The 16663-nt window shown below is 47.4% G+C and carries 14 protein-coding genes and 1 pseudogene; 11 read left to right on the top strand and 4 right to left on the bottom strand.

Annotated elements, in window-relative coordinates:
• Window positions 1–66: 66 nt before the first annotated feature.
• From glmM to recJ, 3 genes are read left to right on the top strand one after another with little or no spacing between them, the layout of a single operon-like run.
• Window positions 67–1404, top strand: a complete 1338-nt coding sequence (glmM, locus tag F905_RS11235) for a phosphoglucosamine mutase (protein ID WP_005180793.1) — start codon at window positions 67–69, stop codon at window positions 1402–1404.
• Window positions 1405–1415: 11 nt separating this feature from the next.
• On the top strand, window positions 1416–2072 hold the full coding sequence (gene pdxH, locus F905_RS11230) for a pyridoxamine 5'-phosphate oxidase (RefSeq protein ID WP_005180791.1): 657 nt from the start codon (window positions 1416–1418) through the stop codon (window positions 2070–2072).
• The gene (recJ, locus tag F905_RS11225; RefSeq protein WP_005180790.1) at window positions 2073–3776 is read left to right on the top strand and encodes a single-stranded-DNA-specific exonuclease RecJ; all 1704 of its coding nucleotides are present in this window, start codon (window positions 2073–2075) and stop codon (window positions 3774–3776) included.
• 44 nt (window positions 3777–3820) lie between these two features.
• On the opposite strand, the gene F905_RS11220 is transcribed toward recJ, so the two are convergent.
• Entirely contained in the window at window positions 3821–4699 is an 879-nt protein-coding gene (locus F905_RS11220) for a putative porin (RefSeq protein WP_005180787.1), read from the bottom strand.
• 171 nt (window positions 4700–4870) lie between these two features.
• Window positions 4871–5647 carry a putative porin gene (locus F905_RS11215; protein ID WP_005180785.1) on the bottom strand — a complete coding sequence of 259 codons (777 nt, stop codon included), beginning with the start codon at window positions 5645–5647 and terminating at the stop codon, window positions 4871–4873.
• A 514-nt stretch (window positions 5648–6161) separates the two neighbouring features.
• Here F905_RS11215 and prfB point away from each other — a divergent pair.
• From prfB to F905_RS11190, 5 genes are all read left to right on the top strand, one after another.
• Window positions 6162–7257, top strand: a protein-coding gene (prfB, locus tag F905_RS11210) for a peptide chain release factor 2 (protein WP_155756629.1) whose coding sequence is annotated in 2 segments (ribosomal slippage) — window positions 6162–6233 and window positions 6235–7257 — 1095 coding nt in all. Because the reading frame shifts where the segments join, the coding sequence is not laid out codon by codon here.
• Between the two features lie 146 nt (window positions 7258–7403).
• Window positions 7404–7703, top strand: coding sequence for an ArsR/SmtB family transcription factor (locus tag F905_RS11205; protein WP_005180779.1), 300 nt, complete (start codon window positions 7404–7406; stop codon window positions 7701–7703).
• Between the two features lie 25 nt (window positions 7704–7728).
• Entirely contained in the window at window positions 7729–8808 is a 1080-nt protein-coding gene (locus F905_RS11200; protein WP_005180777.1) for an alkene reductase, read from the top strand.
• A 106-nt stretch (window positions 8809–8914) separates the two neighbouring features.
• Entirely contained in the window at window positions 8915–10195 is a 1281-nt protein-coding gene (locus F905_RS11195) for a 3-deoxy-D-manno-octulosonic acid transferase (RefSeq protein ID WP_005180774.1), read from the top strand.
• A 195-nt stretch (window positions 10196–10390) separates the two neighbouring features.
• The gene (locus F905_RS11190) at window positions 10391–11101 is read left to right on the top strand and encodes a 16S rRNA (uracil(1498)-N(3))-methyltransferase (RefSeq protein WP_005180773.1); all 711 of its coding nucleotides are present in this window, start codon (window positions 10391–10393) and stop codon (window positions 11099–11101) included.
• On the opposite strand, the gene F905_RS11185 is transcribed toward F905_RS11190, so the two are convergent.
• The gene (locus F905_RS11185; protein ID WP_005180767.1) at window positions 11087–12058 is read right to left on the bottom strand and encodes a mechanosensitive ion channel family protein; all 972 of its coding nucleotides are present in this window, start codon (window positions 12056–12058) and stop codon (window positions 11087–11089) included. The genes F905_RS11190 and F905_RS11185 overlap by 15 nt on opposite strands.
• Before the next feature lie 342 nt (window positions 12059–12400).
• Here F905_RS11185 and acs point away from each other — a divergent pair, with 342 nt between their 5' ends.
• The 3 genes and pseudogenes from acs (at window position 12401) to F905_RS11170 (ending at window position 15888) form a co-directional block, all read left to right on the top strand.
• Window positions 12401–14344 (top strand): acetate--CoA ligase, encoded by a 1944-nt coding sequence (acs, locus tag F905_RS11180; protein ID WP_005180764.1) that lies wholly within the window; start codon window positions 12401–12403, stop codon window positions 14342–14344.
• 135 nt (window positions 14345–14479) lie between these two features.
• Window positions 14480–15658: pseudogene (locus F905_RS11175) on the top strand (acyl-CoA dehydrogenase family protein).
• Window positions 15613–15888 (top strand): hypothetical protein, encoded by a 276-nt coding sequence (locus F905_RS11170; RefSeq protein WP_005180759.1) that lies wholly within the window; start codon window positions 15613–15615, stop codon window positions 15886–15888. Before F905_RS11175 ends, F905_RS11170 begins: the two are co-directional and overlap by 46 nt.
• On the opposite strand, the gene msuE is transcribed toward F905_RS11170, so the two are convergent.
• Complete coding sequence (gene msuE, locus F905_RS11165) at window positions 15885–16616, bottom strand: FMN reductase (RefSeq protein WP_005180758.1); 732 nt, start codon at window positions 16614–16616, stop codon at window positions 15885–15887. The two genes, F905_RS11170 and msuE, sit on opposite strands and share 4 nt — an antisense overlap.
• Between the last annotated feature and the right edge of the window lie 47 nt (window positions 16617–16663).

Here is a 16663-nt window from a genome sequence, read left to right as displayed (position 1 = left end):
TGTAAAGTAAGCGTGTTGAAACAGGATGATGAAAATCACCATAACCCTATAAGAAGTGAGTAAGACATGAGTTATTTTGGAACCGATGGTATACGTGGCAAGTTTGGGGAGCTTCCAATTACACCAGAGTTTGCATTGAAACTAGGTTTCGCGGCAGGTAAAGTTTTAAAAAAATACAGCAAGAAAAATAAACCGATTGTGGTACTGGGCAAAGATACCCGTCTGTCAGGTTATATTCTGGAATCGGCGCTACAGGCTGGTCTGAACGCTGCCGGTATTTATGTACATTTACTGGGGCCATTGCCGACCCCCGCGATTGCACATTTAACCCGTGCCTTACATGCCAGTCTGGGCATTGTCATTTCTGCATCGCATAACCCGTATTTTGATAACGGGATTAAATTCTTCTCCAGCGAAGGCAAAAAACTGCCGGATGAACTGCAGGAAGCGATTAATCAAGAACTCGAAAATGAAATTCAGATTGAAGATAACGCCAATCTGGGTAAAAGCTTCCGCGTTAAAGACTCTGCCGGACGTTATATCGAATTCTGTAAATCGACCTTTCCTTATCATTTCGATCTGAACCATTTAAAAATTGTGGTGGACTGTGCCAATGGTGCAGCCTATAACGTTGGTCCGGCGGTATTTAAAGAACTGGGTGCCAAGGTCATTCCGCTATATAACACCCCAGATGGTCTGAATATTAATGAAGATTGTGGTTCGACCCATCCGGAACAGTTACAGCAGGCGGTGGTAGAACATCAGGCGGATTTGGGCATTGCCTTTGATGGCGATGCTGACCGGGTGATTATGGTTGACAAAAATGGTGAGCAGATCACCGGTGATCATATCCTTTATATTCTGGCGACGCAGGCCAAAAACAAACCGGCAGGTATTGCCGGAACTGTCATGAGTAATATGGCACTGGAACTGGCGTTAGAAAAAGCTGGAGTCGAGTTTGTCCGGGCCAAAGTTGGTGACCGCTATGTGTTGCAGGCGCTTGAGGAAAATGGCTGGAATATCGGCGGTGAGCCATCGGGCCATGTCCTGACTCTGGATAAAAGCACCACTGGTGATGCGATTATTGCCGCATTACAGGTCTTAACCGTCATGGTAGAGCAGGGCAAAGCCCTGCATGAACTGGTTGCCGATTTTAAACTGTTCCCGCAAGTGCTGGTGAATGTACGTTTAGAGGCCATGTTTGACCCGTATGCCGTGCCCGCTTTAGTGGAAGAATTTGGTAAAGCAGAAGCGCAGCTGCAAGGCCGTGGCCGTATCCTGATTCGTAAGTCAGGCACTGAACCGGTGATTCGTGTAATGGTCGAAGGGGATGACCAGCAGGAAGTGACCGTACTGGCCAACCATCTGGCCGATGCCGTGCGTCATCATGCGATTGCTGCCTAAGGGGAGTATAGATGTCTGATTTAATTAAAGACTTAAGTGAATTACGTTTAAGCTATCAAAAAGGCGAGCTGCATGAGTCAGCCGCTTTGGCTGATCCACATCAGCAGTTCTTAAACTGGTTTAATCATGCACTGGAAATCAAACTGCATGAACCCTATGCCATGTCTTTGGCCACAGCCAATGCGCAGGGCCGTCCGCATGTGCGTACCGTGCTACTGCGCGGTGCAACCGAACTTGGTTATGACTTTTATACCAACTATGACAGCCAGAAAGGCACCGACTTACTGGAAAATCCTTATGCGGAATTGCTGTTTTACTGGCCGGAACTGGAACGCCAGATTCGGGTTAGCGGCCGGGTGAGTAAAATTCCGGAGGAAGAGTCGCATCTGTACTATAACAAGCGTCCACGTGACAGCCAGATTGCGGCGCATATCAGTACCCCGCAAAGTGGTGTGATTGCCAGCCGTGAAGCGTTGCAACAGCGTTTTGCACAGCTTGCTGCCCAGGTGGGTGAGCAGGATGTACTGAGCAAGCCGGAATTCTGGGGCGGTTATCGTCTGGAACCGGATTATTATGAATTTTGGCAGGGGCGCCCGAATCGTTTACATGACCGTTTAAGTTATGAAAAAACCGATGGGGCATGGACACTGCAACGACTGATGCCTTAAATGTCGAATATACAGATTAAACAACGACCTTTTCTGACACGCCCTGAAAGTTTTCAGGGCGTGACGCCGTTGATTGCCCAGATTTTGGCGCGACGTGGTGTGCAATCCGAGCAGGAACTGGAACTGAAGCTGAAACACTTGCTGGCGCCGACCATGAAAGGGCTGGATCAGGCCATTCAGATTCTGGATCAGGCCATTGACGGGCAAAAAGAGATTGTCATTGTCGGTGATTATGATGCCGATGGCGCCACCAGTACCGCTTTAATGGTGCTGGCCTTGCGTGAATTGGGTGCCAAGGTACAGTATCTAGTGCCGGACCGGTTTAAATATGGGTATGGCCTGACTCCGGCAATTGCCGATCTGGCCTTTACCCGCTTTCAGCCTGATTTATTAATTACCGTTGATAATGGTATTTCCAGCCATGCCGGCGTGGAACAGGCGCAAGCACATGGTATGCAGGTTATTATTACCGACCATCACCTGACCACCAAAGCTACACCAGCGGCGGATGCCGTCGTCAATCCAAACCAGCTCGGCTGCGAATTTCCAAGTAAAGCGCTGGCCGGCGTCGGGGTGGCATTTTATGTCTTGGCCAACCTGTCCAGCTATCGTAAAAAACAAGGCAAATCCAGTTCCAATCTGACCCAATATCTGGATCTGGTGGCCTTGGGCACCTATGCCGATGTGGCCAGTCTGGATTATAACAACCGTATTCTGGTGGATGCCGGACTAAAAAAAATCCAGCAACATCTGTGTCGGCCGGGAATTTCAGCACTGCTCGATATAGCCGGACGAGAGGCAGCCAGCCTAAAAGCCCAGGATTTAGGTTTTGTGTTGGGACCACGGATTAATGCCGCGGGTCGAATGGAAACCATGGATATTGGTATTGAATGTCTGCTGGCCAATGATGCACAAACTGCTTATCGCTTCGCTGAACAGTTAAACCAGCTGAATGTAGAACGCCGTCAGGTTGAAGGGCAGATCAAGCAGGAAGCATTGCAGGAGTTGGAAAAAATCCAGCTCGATGCAAGTGAACTGCCTGCAGCCTTAATCATGTTTGAGCCGCACTGGCATCAAGGGGTGATTGGCATTGTCGCAGGTCGGCTGAAAGAGCAGTTCCATCGCCCGAGTATTGTGTTTGCGGCTGATGAAGATGGTATTCATATTAAAGGTTCGGCGCGTTCCATTGATGGCATTCATATTCGTGATGCGATTGAACAGGTGGCAGAGCAGCATCCGCATCTGGTCAGTCATTTTGGCGGACATGCGGCCGCGGCCGGACTGACCATTCAAAAAGCCCATTTTCAGGAATTTAGGCAGATTTTTGAACAGCTGATTGCCAGCATGGACCCTGAGCTGTTTCAGGCCACCTTATGGACCGATGGTGAATTGCCGGTAGAAGATTTTCATTTAGAAACTGTGCATACCTTGCAGCACTTGGCGCCGTGGGGGCAGAAATTTCCACCGCCAATTTTTGAGGGACAATTTCAGATTGTAGATTATCGCTGGTTAAAAGACAGCCATTTAAAGCTGCGTCTGGCTTTAAATAACGGGCAGGTATTAGATGCAATTGCTTTTAGCGCCAAAGATAAATTTGCATTTGACCCGATGCAGGATAGCGTGCATTTGGTCTATGAGCTGGAACGCAATGAGTTTAATGGCAATGTCAGCTTACAGCTGCGGATTTTACATTTACAACAATAAAAAACCGCTCAAGTGAGCGGTTTTTTTGCTTTTAATCGGAGGGATTAGAAGCGGAAAGTACCGTTAATACCGAAAGAGTCAGCACCGTCAGTAGTTGTGTAGTTAACGCCAGCTGCAATTGCAGGGGTAAAGAATTTTTGAGTACGAACACTAAAAATAGTATCTGATTCATCAGCAGTAGAGTCAGCAAAAGAAACACCAACGCTAAGTGTAGGATCAATATAAAGATCAGCAGCTAAACGATAAGCAGTTTCATCACCGAAATATGTTACTCCCTCGAAATTAGTAAAATGATTACCAATTTGAGTCACATATTTAGCTCGCAAAGAAACAGCGGTGTCTTCACCTACAGCTACACCGTAACCAAGGGTGCTAGCAAATCCAATTTTAGAAGCAAGCATAGGATCTACACTTTCTTTAGCAACTCCTAGAGCCAACAATAACCCATTAACTGGTAAGTAACCAGCTTCTAAAGAATAGCCAGTAGTGTCATCAGATTCATCATAAGTAAACCCAGGAGCACGTGCGCTAGCTGTATAATCCACTTGGTTTAAACTACCAGAAATATAAAATTGAGAGTTAGGAATAAAGAATTCACCATTAACACCAATAATCTCAAACTCTTCTTCTGCATTAATACCAGCTTCGCTCAATTCATTTTGAGCATTAACGTATCCTAAACCAATATTACTAGCTTTATTTAAAAAGGCAGCTTCAGCTAGAGGAGCATTTTTAGTATTTACGGTATTTAAGTAGTATTTACCGTTAACAAAAAATAAATCCCCATCAGAGTCAAGTTCAAATCCACCTAGATTATTTTCAAAGTCAGTGTTTTCATACCCGACATTAAGTTCAGCTTGGTAAGCATGTGCAGTTCCCAGGCCAGCAAGAAGCGCTGTAGCAAGAGCAAGTTTCTTAAGCATTTAGATTTCTCTCTTTGTTATAAAAATATGACTGTTTGATGAACAGTTGTAACAAATTGTACAGTTTATATTCGCTCAGTCAATGTGCAAAAACTACCTAAATGCTTCTTATCAGTGCAAAAAACCCATCCGAAGATGGGTTTTTTTACGATTTATGCGTTTCTATACAGATTAGAAGCGGTATTTTGCTGCTACACCAAAGCGGTTGTAGTCGTTGCTACCTGCTTCACCGAAACCGACACGACCTTCAAGGCTGACTTGTGGGGTGAAGAATTTACGGGCATTGATACCAAACTCGCTGTTGTCGTTCAGATCATTGTTGTAATAATCTGCGCCGATACTCAGGGTTTTATCAATGTAGTAATCTGCTGCCAGGTTGTATTCGTCCAGATCACCGAACGCTGCACCGGCTTCAAGGTTAATGTCTTTACCATTGCTTAAGGTAGTGACATATTTGGCACGTAAGGTAGGGTCTACACCGTCGTCATAGTCATTGTCCCAACCTTTCACACCTGCGGCAATTAACAGACCCGGTGCTGGTAAATAACCTACTTCGGCACCATAGGTGGTTAAATCATTGTCGAAGTCATCATTGTCTTTTAAATCATGACCATTGACGTTACCGCTCAAGTAGAAATCTGAGTTTGGTACAAAGTACTCAGCGCCTACGCCATAACGATGCGCTTCACCATCACCGACTTCATCATATTGATATTGCGCATTCACGTTGCTGGCACGATCAAGGAAGGCTGCTTCTGCCAAAGGCGCATTACGCGTTTGAACAGGGTTAAAGTAGTAGGTACCATCTACACCAAAAGAACCACTTGTGCCGCCATGATCTGGATCAATTAATCCTGCAGAAGCACCAATTTCAGCTTGGTATGCATGTGCTGTACCTGCGACTGCGAATACAGATAAAAGTGCTGAAGCAATTGCTAGTTTTTTCATGGATCTTACCCCTCTGAAATCAGGTTGACTGTTTAATTTTTTGTTACAACTTCAGTCTAGGCCAAATAAAATTTTGGTCAATCCAGCAAAAGTTACCGCATTGTTTCAGCTGTAATATTGTGTAATTGATTAATTTTAAGATATTGATAAATAATAGAAAATAATTAATGTTTTGTTTTATTAAAAGTATGGGGATTCTGTGAATTTAGGTCAATTTGTATAATTTTTGCGCTGTATTATAAGTTATGATGCGGCTTTGTAAAACCCTTTTGCGAAAGATGAAAAATTTCATTTTTATCAATTTGAAAGCCAAGAACGGGCAATTAAACCGAATTTTAAATGCGTTTTTTTCTTGATCTTTCTTCTAGTTTGCTGGTCTCTGTAGGTTGTGCTCATCATGGCCGTCTAAGTTTATATCCATCATTTTAGTTGAGTGGATGCAGGCGCCTCTTACTCCTGATTGGCTCTATGCTACAATACACGGGTTTTATCGATATTTTTTGAGAGCATTCACGTGGAAATTAATCCTTATCTAAACCAGCTAAAAGACTTGAACGAACGTGGTCAAACACTACGGGGGTATCTTTGACTACGATCTTAAAAAAGAGCGTTTAGAAGAAGTTCTCCGTGAATTGGAAGATCCGGCCATCTGGAATGACCAGAACCGCGCCCAAGCCATGGCCAAAGAAAAAGGCGAGCTTGAGAACGTTCTGAATGTATTAGACGGTCTGGCAACACAGCTCGAAGATGCGCAGGCAATGCTGGATCTGGCGGTGGAAGCCGATGAAGAAGCCATGCTGGAAGATGTGCAGGCCGAATTGAGCGCCGCTGAAGAAGAGTTGGCAAAACTTGAATTTCGCCGGATGTTTAACAATCCAATGGACCCGAATCCGTGCTATGTCGAAATTCAGGCCGGTTCTGGCGGTACCGAAGCACAAGACTGGGCTTCAATGCTACTGCGTATGTATATGCGCTGGATTGAGCGTCATGGCTTTAAGGCCGAGCTGATGGAAGAATCAGACGGTGATGTGGCCGGGATTAAATCTGCGACTATTCGTGTAGAAGGCGAGTATGCTTATGGCTGGTTGCGGACTGAATCGGGTGTCCATCGTTTGGTGCGTAAGTCACCATTTGACTCGGGTAACCGCCGTCATACGTCATTCTCTGCAGTGTTCGTTTCACCTGAAGTAGATGACAATATTGAAATTGAAATCAATCCGTCAGATGTCCGTACCGATACCTATCGTGCATCGGGTGCTGGTGGTCAGCACATTAACAAAACTGACTCTGCCGTGCGTTTAACCCACATTCCAACCGGTATTGTGGTGGCCTGTCAGAACCAGCGTTCACAACATGCCAACCGTGACCATGCCTGGAAACAGTTACGTGCCAAACTCTATGAACTGGAGATGAGCAAACGTAATGAAGCCGCTCAGGCATTAGAAGACTCGAAGTCTGACATTGGTTGGGGTAGCCAGATCCGTTCTTATGTACTGGATGACTCACGTATCAAAGACTTACGTACTGGTGTTGAAAATTCAAATACAGGTGCAGTTCTGGATGGTGATCTGGATAAATTTATTGAAGCAAGCTTGAAACAAGGCCTGTAAGCAGACCTTTTAACTCTCTGCGTAGCAAAGCAGATACAGTTTGTGACTTTTATATCTAAAATATTCGATATATAAATCGAAAAAATACGATATAATGGGATAAATGCTGCAATCAGCTTTGTTGCGCACGACTATGTGATGTGACTATGGACTTTGATCTGATCTTTAAAGCACTGGCAAATCCCACACGCCGGCAAATTCTGGAATGGTTAAAAACACCAGAGCAGTTTCTGTCTGCCGAAGAATGTGGCGGCTTTCAGCGTGGTGTTTGTGCGGGCCAGATTGAAAAATTAGGGCAAGTTTCGCAGTCCACCATGTCCAATCATTTGTCCGTGTTACAGCAGGCGGGATTAATTACCGCCACCAAACATGGGCAATGGTCATATTTCTCCCGCAACGAAGCTTTGATTCAGCAGTACATCGAACATCTACAACAACACCTCTAAAACATATCTGGAGGTCGGAGTCAGTATGGCTGAATTAAATACCCCCCTGAAACTGGGTGCGCTTGAATTAAAAAACCGTGTCATCATGGCACCTTTAACCCGTAGTCGTGCAACTGATGAGCGTGTCCCAACCGCGATGATGGCTGAGTATTATGCCCAACGTGCAAGTGCAGGCCTGATCATTTCTGAAGCCACAGTCATTTCTGAAGAAGCCAATGGCTATTTAAATACTCCGGGCCTGTTTAGCGATGCTCAGGTTGAAGGCTGGAAGCGGGTCACCCATGCAGTGCATGAGCGCGGAAGTTTAATTGTGGCGCAGTTATGGCATGTGGGCCGGGTGTCGCATCCCGATTTACTTCAAGGCGAAACGCCGGTGTCTGCCAGCGCTGTGCAACAGGCTGGTCATGTCAGCTTGCTGCGTCCAAAACGTCCTTATGTGCTGCCACGTCCGCTAGAAATTGCTGAAATTCACGTGATTACCGAGCAATATAAACAGGCAGCGATACGTGCCAAAGACGCCGGTTTTGACGGGGTAGAACTGCACGCGGCCAATGGCTATTTAATTGACCAGTTCCTGCAAAGCAAGACCAACCAGCGTGAAGATCAGTATGGCGGTTCAGTTGAAAACCGTGCCCGTTTCTTGCTGGAAGTGGTGGATGCCTTGATTGAGGTCTGGGGTGCCGGTCGTGTGGGTGTACACCTTGCACCGCGCGGTGATGAGCATGATATGGGCGATGATGATCCACGTGAAACATTTGGCTATGTGATGCAGGAATTGGGTAAACGTCAGATCGCGTTTTTCTTTACCCGTGAATATTTGGCAGAAGACAGTATTTCCGAGTATATGAAACAGCGTTCAGGTGGTGTTCCCTACATTGCCAATATGCGTTTAAGCCGTACCGATGCGATTGAACTGCTGGCTTCGGGCAAAGCCGATGCCGTGTCTTTTGGTAAGGCTTATATTGCCAACCCGGATTTATATGAACGTCTGCTGGATGATGCACCGCTAAATGATTTGCAGCTGGAAACCATGATTGGGGTGCAGGGTGCAGCAGGCTATACCGATTATCCAACTCTGGCTGAAAGCGTGGTGAATGCCGACTAAAGCAGCCGCGTTGTTGCTTTGCTTTTTTATTTGGAGCCATATCCATTAACATGCGGATAGGGCTCTGTTATATTCTCAGGGCAAAAAATCAGTTTGAGGCATCTCTTTGGCTACTCCGTTTTGGTATAACGCAGCGTTATCTGTTCTAAAACCGTTGTATCGGTCGCGTATTAAAAAGCGGGCCGAGAGTGAAGCGCAGTATCAGCAGGAAATTGTAGAGCGTTTCGGGCCATTTCAGCCGCCGAAAAATCTGCAGGCGATCTGGTTTCATGTGGTCTCGGTGGGAGAAACCAACGCGGCCCAGCCTTTAATTGAACATTATTTAAAAGCCGGTCATCCGGTGCTGGTCACCAATACCACCAAGACGGGGCAGGCGCGTGCCAAATCATTATTTTTAAAAGCACCGTATTTAGATTTATTTCAAGCCGTATATTTACCTGCCGATCAGGTGCATCTAATTCGTGAGTTTTATCAGAAATATCAGCCCAAATTATTGGCATTGGTTGAAACGGAATTGTGGCCAAATTTGATTGATCAGGCGCAGCATTTTCAAGTCCCGTGTTTGTTAATTAATGCACGGCTTTCGGAAAAATCCGCCAAAGGCTATGCCAAAGTTAAAGGATTGACACGTGGCATGCTGCAAAATTTACAGCAACTTTTGGCGCAAGACCTTGCCACACAGCAGCGTTTTATTGCATTGGGGATGCCTAGCGAGCGTACAAAGGTGGTGGGTAATATTAAATTTGATATTCGTGCCCCAGAAGATTTTGTAGAGCAAGCCGTTCAGTTGCAACAGACATGGCAATTGGCACATCGCAAAATTATTACCCTTGCCAGTACCCATGCACCAGAAGAACAGCAATTATTGACTGCACTGAAACCTTATTTTGCAGAACATCCTGAACTGTTATGTATTGTTATCCCGCGTCATCCAGAGCGTTTTGATGAGGTCTTTCACGTGGCACAGGCTTTGGGTTTGCGTACCCAACGCCGCAGTTTAGAACAAAGTATTGAAGCGAATACCCAAGTCTATCTGGCCGATTCAATGGGCGAAATGTGGCTCTGGTACGGTCTGAGTCAGGCCTGTTATGTCGGCGGTTCTTTAAATGAACCGGGCGGTGGACACAATATTCTGGAGCCGATTGCGCTGCATGTGCCGACCATTCTGGGTAAGAATTATTTTAATTTCCAGACCATTGTCGATGAGTTTCTCGACGCTCAAGCGGTGGTGGTGGTAGAGAATGCTGAACAAGCGGCACAGACCATGCTGGAGATCTTATCGGATTCCTCCAAAGCACTGGCTTTAAATACCGCAGCACAAAAGATTATGCAGCAGAATCAGGGTTCACTGGCAAAGCATATTCAGGTGATTGATCAATATCTTTGATGATATTCTGATGGGTAAAGAAGCTGATTTTCATGGATTTACGAGATCAGATTCAAACCGGGCCTTCTCTTTATAGATTTAATACCAGGAGCTCCGCTTTCTTTTACTTTTGTTTCGGCAAAAGGAGTCCTGCCTCGGACCGTTGTGGATGACGTTTCCGCCTATCCAGTGATGGATTTGTTGAGTTATTTTTTTATGAATATTGTCCTTCTTGATCCTCGCCAAACTGAATCTGAACTGTGGTCGATTAGTTCAACGCGGCAGTTAGCGCATTTGCAACAGCATCTGGATATTCAGGTTGGTGATACCCTGAAAGTTGGGATTCGTGAAGGCAAACGGTATCTCACGGAAATTATCGAAATTACAGACAAAACAGTTCGTCTAAAACCGTTAAAAGAAGAAGCTGTGCCAGCAAAATTGCCAGTGACGTTAATTGTGGCTTTACCACGTCCGAAAGTGCTGCGCCGTTTAATTATGGATGCAGTCACGGTCGGGGTGGAAAAAATTATCCTGATGCATAGCTATCGGGTCGATAAAAGCTACTGGCAGACGCCATTTTTACAGCAGCTGGAGCATTATATTGAACTGGGGCTGGAGCAGGCCGGCGATACCATTGCACCAAAAGTTGAACTGTACAAACGCTTTAAACCCTTTGTTGAAGATGTTTTACCGGGTCTGATTAGCGCCGATTGTCCTGCCTATGTGGCACATCCCTATGCAGAGATGCGCATGCCCGCCGCGATTCAACACCCGTGCAGCATTGTGATTGGGCCGGAAGGTGGTTTTATTCCTTATGAGGTCGATCTTTTGATACATAACGGCTGCCAGGCGGTGAGTCTGGGCAACCGGATTATCCGTACAGAAACCGTGATTCCGTATGTGCTGGGACGTTTATTTAGCCTCTGAGCTGTCTGCCACGGAAGGATCACCACGATAGACTTTTACTTCCTGCACCGGGTAAGGAATGGAAATACCGTGTTCGGCAAAGCTTTGAATAACTTCTTCCTGAATTTTACTGATAGATGCCGCGCTATTGGTTTCGCTGGTATTAATCCACCATTGCACGCGTAAATTGACCGAGAAATTGGCCAGCGCATCGACATTAACGCTAAATTCCGGCTGGGTCAGAATGGTCGGGTCACGTTTCAGAATGCACATCACCAGATCTTTGGCTTTCTGAATGTCATCTTCATAGCCAATGCCGACCACAAATTCGCAGCGGCGGCGTGGAAAGGCGGTATTAACAGTAATGGCGCTGGTATAGACCGTGGCATTGGGAATTACAATCCGGCGACCATCGGCCGAGCGTAAAAAGGTCGCGCGAATCTGGATATCTTCGACCGTACCTTCCAGTCCATTCACCAGAATGCTGTCGCCAATTTTAAAGGGCTCGCCCAGTAAAATCAGTACGCCGGAAAGCAGGTTCTGGAAAATATCCTTAAAGGCAAAGCCAATGGCAACCGAACCAATCCCGAGGGCGCTCATCAGCTGGCTTGGGGTAAAACCCGGAATGGCAATCACCAGACCAATTAAGAACCCGAAGAAGATAATCACCGAACTGCCGACCCGGTTCAGTACCAGCACCAGATTTTGCCGGGTATAACTGCGGTTGGATAAGGTTTTTTTCACAAAAAATTTAAACAGCTGGGCAATCAGCCAGAAAATCAGAATCACGCCAAGCGCGATCAGGAAATAGGGCACACGCTCCCAGAACCCTTCCATGATTTTATCAATAGCAGAATAGGCATCATTGTATTTATGGGTATGTTCAATGACTTTCTGGGTGGTTTTTTCCGTGGCCTGTTGAATCAGCTCGGAAGTTTCTTGGGTGACTTCGCCCAGTTGGGTTTTTTCTTCGGCCACGAATCTGCCAGTCCTCAGCAATAAAATCGTATTTTGCCTGAAATCCGGCCGGATTTTAATAAACATTTTGCAAGCGCGCTGCCGATTTTTGCAAAGTACACTGCGGTTTTGGCTACAAGCGGGTGGTTTTTATAGATAAAGCTACCGCTTTTATACTGAAAAGTACGGCAAAGACATTGAATCTGCTGGTGTATCTGTGCTTAAAATTAAATCAATCGCTACGACCAAAGCATGATTGTGGTGGAGAAAAAATAAGCGTCATACTGCTGATATGCAGAAATAAAAATCAAGAATGTGGCATACATCTCGTGATGAGATGAGAGAAGATCAAGGAAGTATAATATGAATGAGATCTATCCTGTACCCGAAGAATTTAAGAAAACTGCGCGTACCAACGAGGCAGAATATTTCGAACGTTATCAGCAATCCATTGAACAACCCGACGAGTTCTGGGCCGAGCAGGCCAAGCGTCTGGACTGGATTAAACCGTTTACCCAGGTCAAAAATACCAATTTTGATCCGGACAATTTCAAGATTGAATGGTTTGCCGATGGCCAGCTTAATGTCAGTGCCAACTGTCTGGACCGGCATTTAAAAGAACATCCTTATAAACCGGCAATTATCTGGGAAGGCGACCACCCTTCACGGCATAAAATTATTTCCTACCGTGAGCTGTACGATGAAACCTGCCGCTTTGCCAATGTGCTGAAAAAAAATGGCGTCACCAAAGGCGACCGCGTAGTGCTGTATATGCCAATGGTGTCCGAGGCTGCCATTGCCATGCTGGCCTGTGCCCGGATTGGCGCGGTGCATTGTGTGGTGTTTGGTGGATTCTCTCCAGATTCGCTGGCCAGCCGGATTGAAGACAGCCAGGCCAAACTGGTGATTACCGCAGATTCGGCCATGCGCGGCGGCAAGCCGATTTATTTAAAGGCCAATGTCGATCAGGCCCTTACTGTGGCCGGTACCGAGTCGGTGCAAAACGTGATTGTGGTCCACCGGACCGGTAACCCGATTGAAATGAAAGCCGGGCGTGACCTGTGGTATCACATGGAAATCATGACGGTCAATGAAATTTGCCCGCCTGAGCCAATGAATGCCGAAGACCCGTTATTTATTTTATATACCTCCGGCTCAACCGGTAAGCCGAAAGGGGTGCTGCACACCACCGGCGGTTATCTGACTTATGTCAACAGTACCTTCCGTGAAGTGTTTGATATTAAACAGGATGATGTGTTCTGGTGTACCGCCGATGTCGGCTGGGTGACCGGGCACTCCTATGTAATTTACGGGCCATTATCGAATGGCACCACCACAGTGATGTTTGAAGGGGTGCCGCAATATCCGACCTGGGCGCGCACCGGGCATTTGATTGATAAACACAACGTCACGATTTTATATACCGCACCTACTGCGATTCGTGCCATGATGCGTGAAGGTGACAGCTTTGTACGGGAAAGTGACCGTAGCAGCCTGCGTCTGCTGGGTTCGGTCGGTGAACCGATTAACCCGGAAGCCTGGAATTGGTACTACACTGTGGTTGGTGAAAGTCGCTGCCCAATTGTGGATACCTGGTGGCAAACTGAAACCGGCGGGATTCTGATGTCGCCGCTGCCGGGCGCAACGCCACTGAAACCGGGCTCGGCCACGCGTCCGCTGTTTGGGGTACAACCGGCTCTGGTTGATGCTGAAGGCAATGAGCTGGAAGGCGAAGCCGAAGGTAATCTGATTATCAAGGATTCCTGGCCGGGGCAAATGCGCACCATCTGGGGTGATCCGGCTCGCTTTATTGAAGCCTATTTTGCCACCTATCCGGGCAGTTACTTTACCGGAGATGGCGCGCGCCGCGATAAAGATGGCTATTACTGGATTACCGGCCGGGTCGATGATGTCCTGAATATTTCCGGACACCGTTTGGGCACGGCTGAAATTGAAAGTGCGCTGGTGGCACATGATGCGGTGGCCGAAGCCGCGGTGGTGGGCATGCCGCATGATATTAAAGGTCAGGGCATTTGTACCTTTGTTACCTTGCAAGCCGGCGTGACAGAAAGTGATGAGCTGCGTACCGAACTGGTCAACTGGGTCCGGAAAATTCTGGGACCGGTGGCCACTCCAGATGCGCTGCATTGGGCACCGGCCTTACCAAAAACCCGTTCCGGTAAAATCATGCGCCGGATCTTGAGAAAAATTGCCGCCAATGAGCTGGATAGTCTGGGCGATACCTCAACCCTGGCAGAACCACAAGTGGTAGATCAGCTGATTGCCACGGTGCAAGCCAGCCGTTAAAAATAAATATTAAGATACCGCCTCTCGTAGGCGGTATTTTTATACTGAAAACCGTGTAGCATAGCTGGACACGATGCGAGCACAACAGCCAGCTCCACCCACAGTATTACGATTGATCAAGGATATGATTTTCAGATGAACCCGACTACGGCCACTGTTTTAGACCCGCGTGAAATTGCCCGACAACTGGCCCGCCAGTTTGCCTAGACCGCTGCTGAACGTGACCGGCAGGGTGGTAATCCCAAAGCAGAGCGTGATCTGATTCGCCGTAGCGGATTGTTGAGTTTATCAATCCCGACAGAATATGGCGGGCAGGGTGCCACCTGGCCGATCATATTTAAAACGGTCCAGATTTTGGCACAAGCGGACAGCTCCTTGGCGCATGTCTATGCCTTTCATCATTTACTGATTGCCACCGTGCAGCTGTTTGCCCAGCCCGTACAATATCAGCACTGGTTACAACAGACAGTTCAGCAGCAGCTGTTCTGGGGCAATGCCCTGAATCCGCTGGATCGGCGTACCACGGTCACACCGGTTGCAGATTCTGAATATCTGTTTCAGGGCGATAAAAGCTTCTGCTCCGGTTCGGTCGATTCAGACCTGTTGCTCTGTTCCGGTTATGATGCGACCGGCAGGCTTTTGATTGCGGTGATTCCGAGTACCCGGAGTGGTGTCCATTTTCTGGGTGACTGGCACAATATGGGACAGCGCCAGACCGATAGCGGCACGACCCATTTTGAACAGGTGCGTGTTCATCAACATGAATTGCTGCTGAATCCCGGACCGCTAAGTACGCCTTATGCCAGTTTGCGGCCGCTAATTGCACAACTGATTTTTGTGCATCTGTTTTTGGGTGTGGCCGAAGGGGCATTTGAAACAGCGATTCAGAGCGTGCAAGGTCAAAAAGCCTGGTCCAAATCTCGGGTCGAGCAGGCGGTGGATGACCCGTTTATTCAACGGCATTGCGCCGAGTTTTATCTGCAGCTAGAAAGTGTCCGGCTTTTGGCAGATAAAGCCGTGCAGAGTGTGCAGCAGGCTTGGCGCATCGGACCGGAACTCACGGCTGAACAGCGCGGTGAAGTAGCGGTGGCCATTGCTACGGCCAAAATTGCCTCGACCAATACCTCTTTATATATTACCGAGCAGATGTTTCAGGTAATGGGCGCACGGGCCACCACCGCCCAGCTGAATCTGGACCGTTTCTGGCGCAATGTGCGTACTCAGACCCTGCATGATCCGGTAGATTATAAATATCAGGAACTGGGCGAATGGGTGCTGACTGGCAAAGTGCCAGATCCCAGTTTTTATTCTTAGGACTAAAACCGCTTCATTCTCATTTCATTGAGTCAGATAAAATGAAAAAATCCCTCAAGCCGAGTCTTGAGGGAAAAATAAGGGGCCTGTTGTTGTGTTTATTTGATCCGGCATTGCAGCGATGTTTCGCTGCAAGCTTGCGGACCCAGGCTGCTGCAAGCCTGAATCCGCAGGATCAATGGCCAAGACTACACTCGGAAGAAGGGGATGCCAGCGGGTCAGCAGATTAAGCCACTTGCGGTTTGACCTTGTTCTGATGCAGACGCGATTCTGCTGCATCCAGACTAGGTACTGCAGCAGAAGGTAGTACTTCATCCTGCTCAATCTGTTTATTAATGCCCAGGTTCTGGTTGGCCTGCTGGGTTTTACTTTTCACCACTTCGGCGCGCTGGCCTTTGGCCGGTGCCCATTCCAGAATGGGCAGGGCGCGTGCCACAGCCAACGTAATCCGGTCACGCAGGGCCTCGCTATGGATGGTGTATTCCAGGGTAAAGTCACGGTCTGTGGCATAGACACCAATAGGCAAGGTTTGCGCCTGGAAAAAGCTGAATAACGGACGCAGCTGATGCTCCAGTACCAAGGCATGGCGGTCACTACCCCCCGATGCCGCCAGTAATACCGGTACATCTACCAGCGCAGTCTGTTCGACAAAATCAAAGAAATGTTTGAATAGACCGGTAAAGGAGGCGCGATATACCGGTGTACCGACAATTAATGCATCCGCTGCTTCAACGGCAGCCAGATCATCCTGCACGCGCTGTGGTAACTGCTTGCGGTAAATGGCACCGCCCAGCAAAGGGGCAATTTCACTGAATTTAATAAAATGCACCTGAATCGGGGTGGCTTCGCCCAGTTCATCAATAATGGCTTGCACCAAAGCTTCGGTTTTAGACGGATGATTTAAGCCGCCCGATACTGCGACAATATTGAGCGGTTTGGTTGAATTGAAAACAGACATAGGCTTACCTGAATTGTGGTTGATCTCGGAATGTCTGTTATTAATCA

Origin of the sequence: Acinetobacter sp. CIP 53.82, from assembly GCF_000369465.1 — a bacterium.
In the GTDB taxonomy this organism is placed as follows: domain Bacteria; phylum Pseudomonadota; class Gammaproteobacteria; order Pseudomonadales; family Moraxellaceae; genus Acinetobacter; species Acinetobacter indicus.
Note: the sequence above shows the minus strand (reverse complement) of the source record. Positions and strands in the feature narration are given on the sequence as shown.

What these genes read in the sequence shown, in the direction of transcription:
- recJ (WP_005180790.1), top strand. Translation starts at nt 2,073, where the DNA reads ATGTCGAATATACAGATTAAACAACGACCTTTTCTGACACGCCCTGAA.
- glmM (WP_005180793.1), top strand. Translation starts at nt 67, where the DNA reads ATGAGTTATTTTGGAACCGATGGTATACGTGGCAAGTTTGGGGAGCTT.
- F905_RS11205 (WP_005180779.1), top strand. Translation starts at nt 7,404, where the DNA reads ATGGACTTTGATCTGATCTTTAAAGCACTGGCAAATCCCACACGCCGG.
- F905_RS11215 (WP_005180785.1), bottom strand. Translation starts at nt 5,647, where the DNA reads ATGAAAAAACTAGCAATTGCTTCAGCACTTTTATCTGTATTCGCAGTC.
- pdxH (WP_005180791.1), top strand. Translation starts at nt 1,416, where the DNA reads ATGTCTGATTTAATTAAAGACTTAAGTGAATTACGTTTAAGCTATCAA.
- acs (WP_005180764.1), top strand. Translation starts at nt 12,401, where the DNA reads ATGAATGAGATCTATCCTGTACCCGAAGAATTTAAGAAAACTGCGCGT.
- F905_RS11170 (WP_005180759.1), top strand. Translation starts at nt 15,613, where the DNA reads ATGGGTGCTGACTGGCAAAGTGCCAGATCCCAGTTTTTATTCTTAGGA.
- msuE (WP_005180758.1), bottom strand. Translation starts at nt 16,616, where the DNA reads ATGTCTGTTTTCAATTCAACCAAACCGCTCAATATTGTCGCAGTATCG.
- F905_RS11220 (WP_005180787.1), bottom strand. Translation starts at nt 4,699, where the DNA reads ATGCTTAAGAAACTTGCTCTTGCTACAGCGCTTCTTGCTGGCCTGGGA.
- F905_RS11190 (WP_005180773.1), top strand. Translation starts at nt 10,391, where the DNA reads ATGAATATTGTCCTTCTTGATCCTCGCCAAACTGAATCTGAACTGTGG.
- F905_RS11200 (WP_005180777.1), top strand. Translation starts at nt 7,729, where the DNA reads ATGGCTGAATTAAATACCCCCCTGAAACTGGGTGCGCTTGAATTAAAA.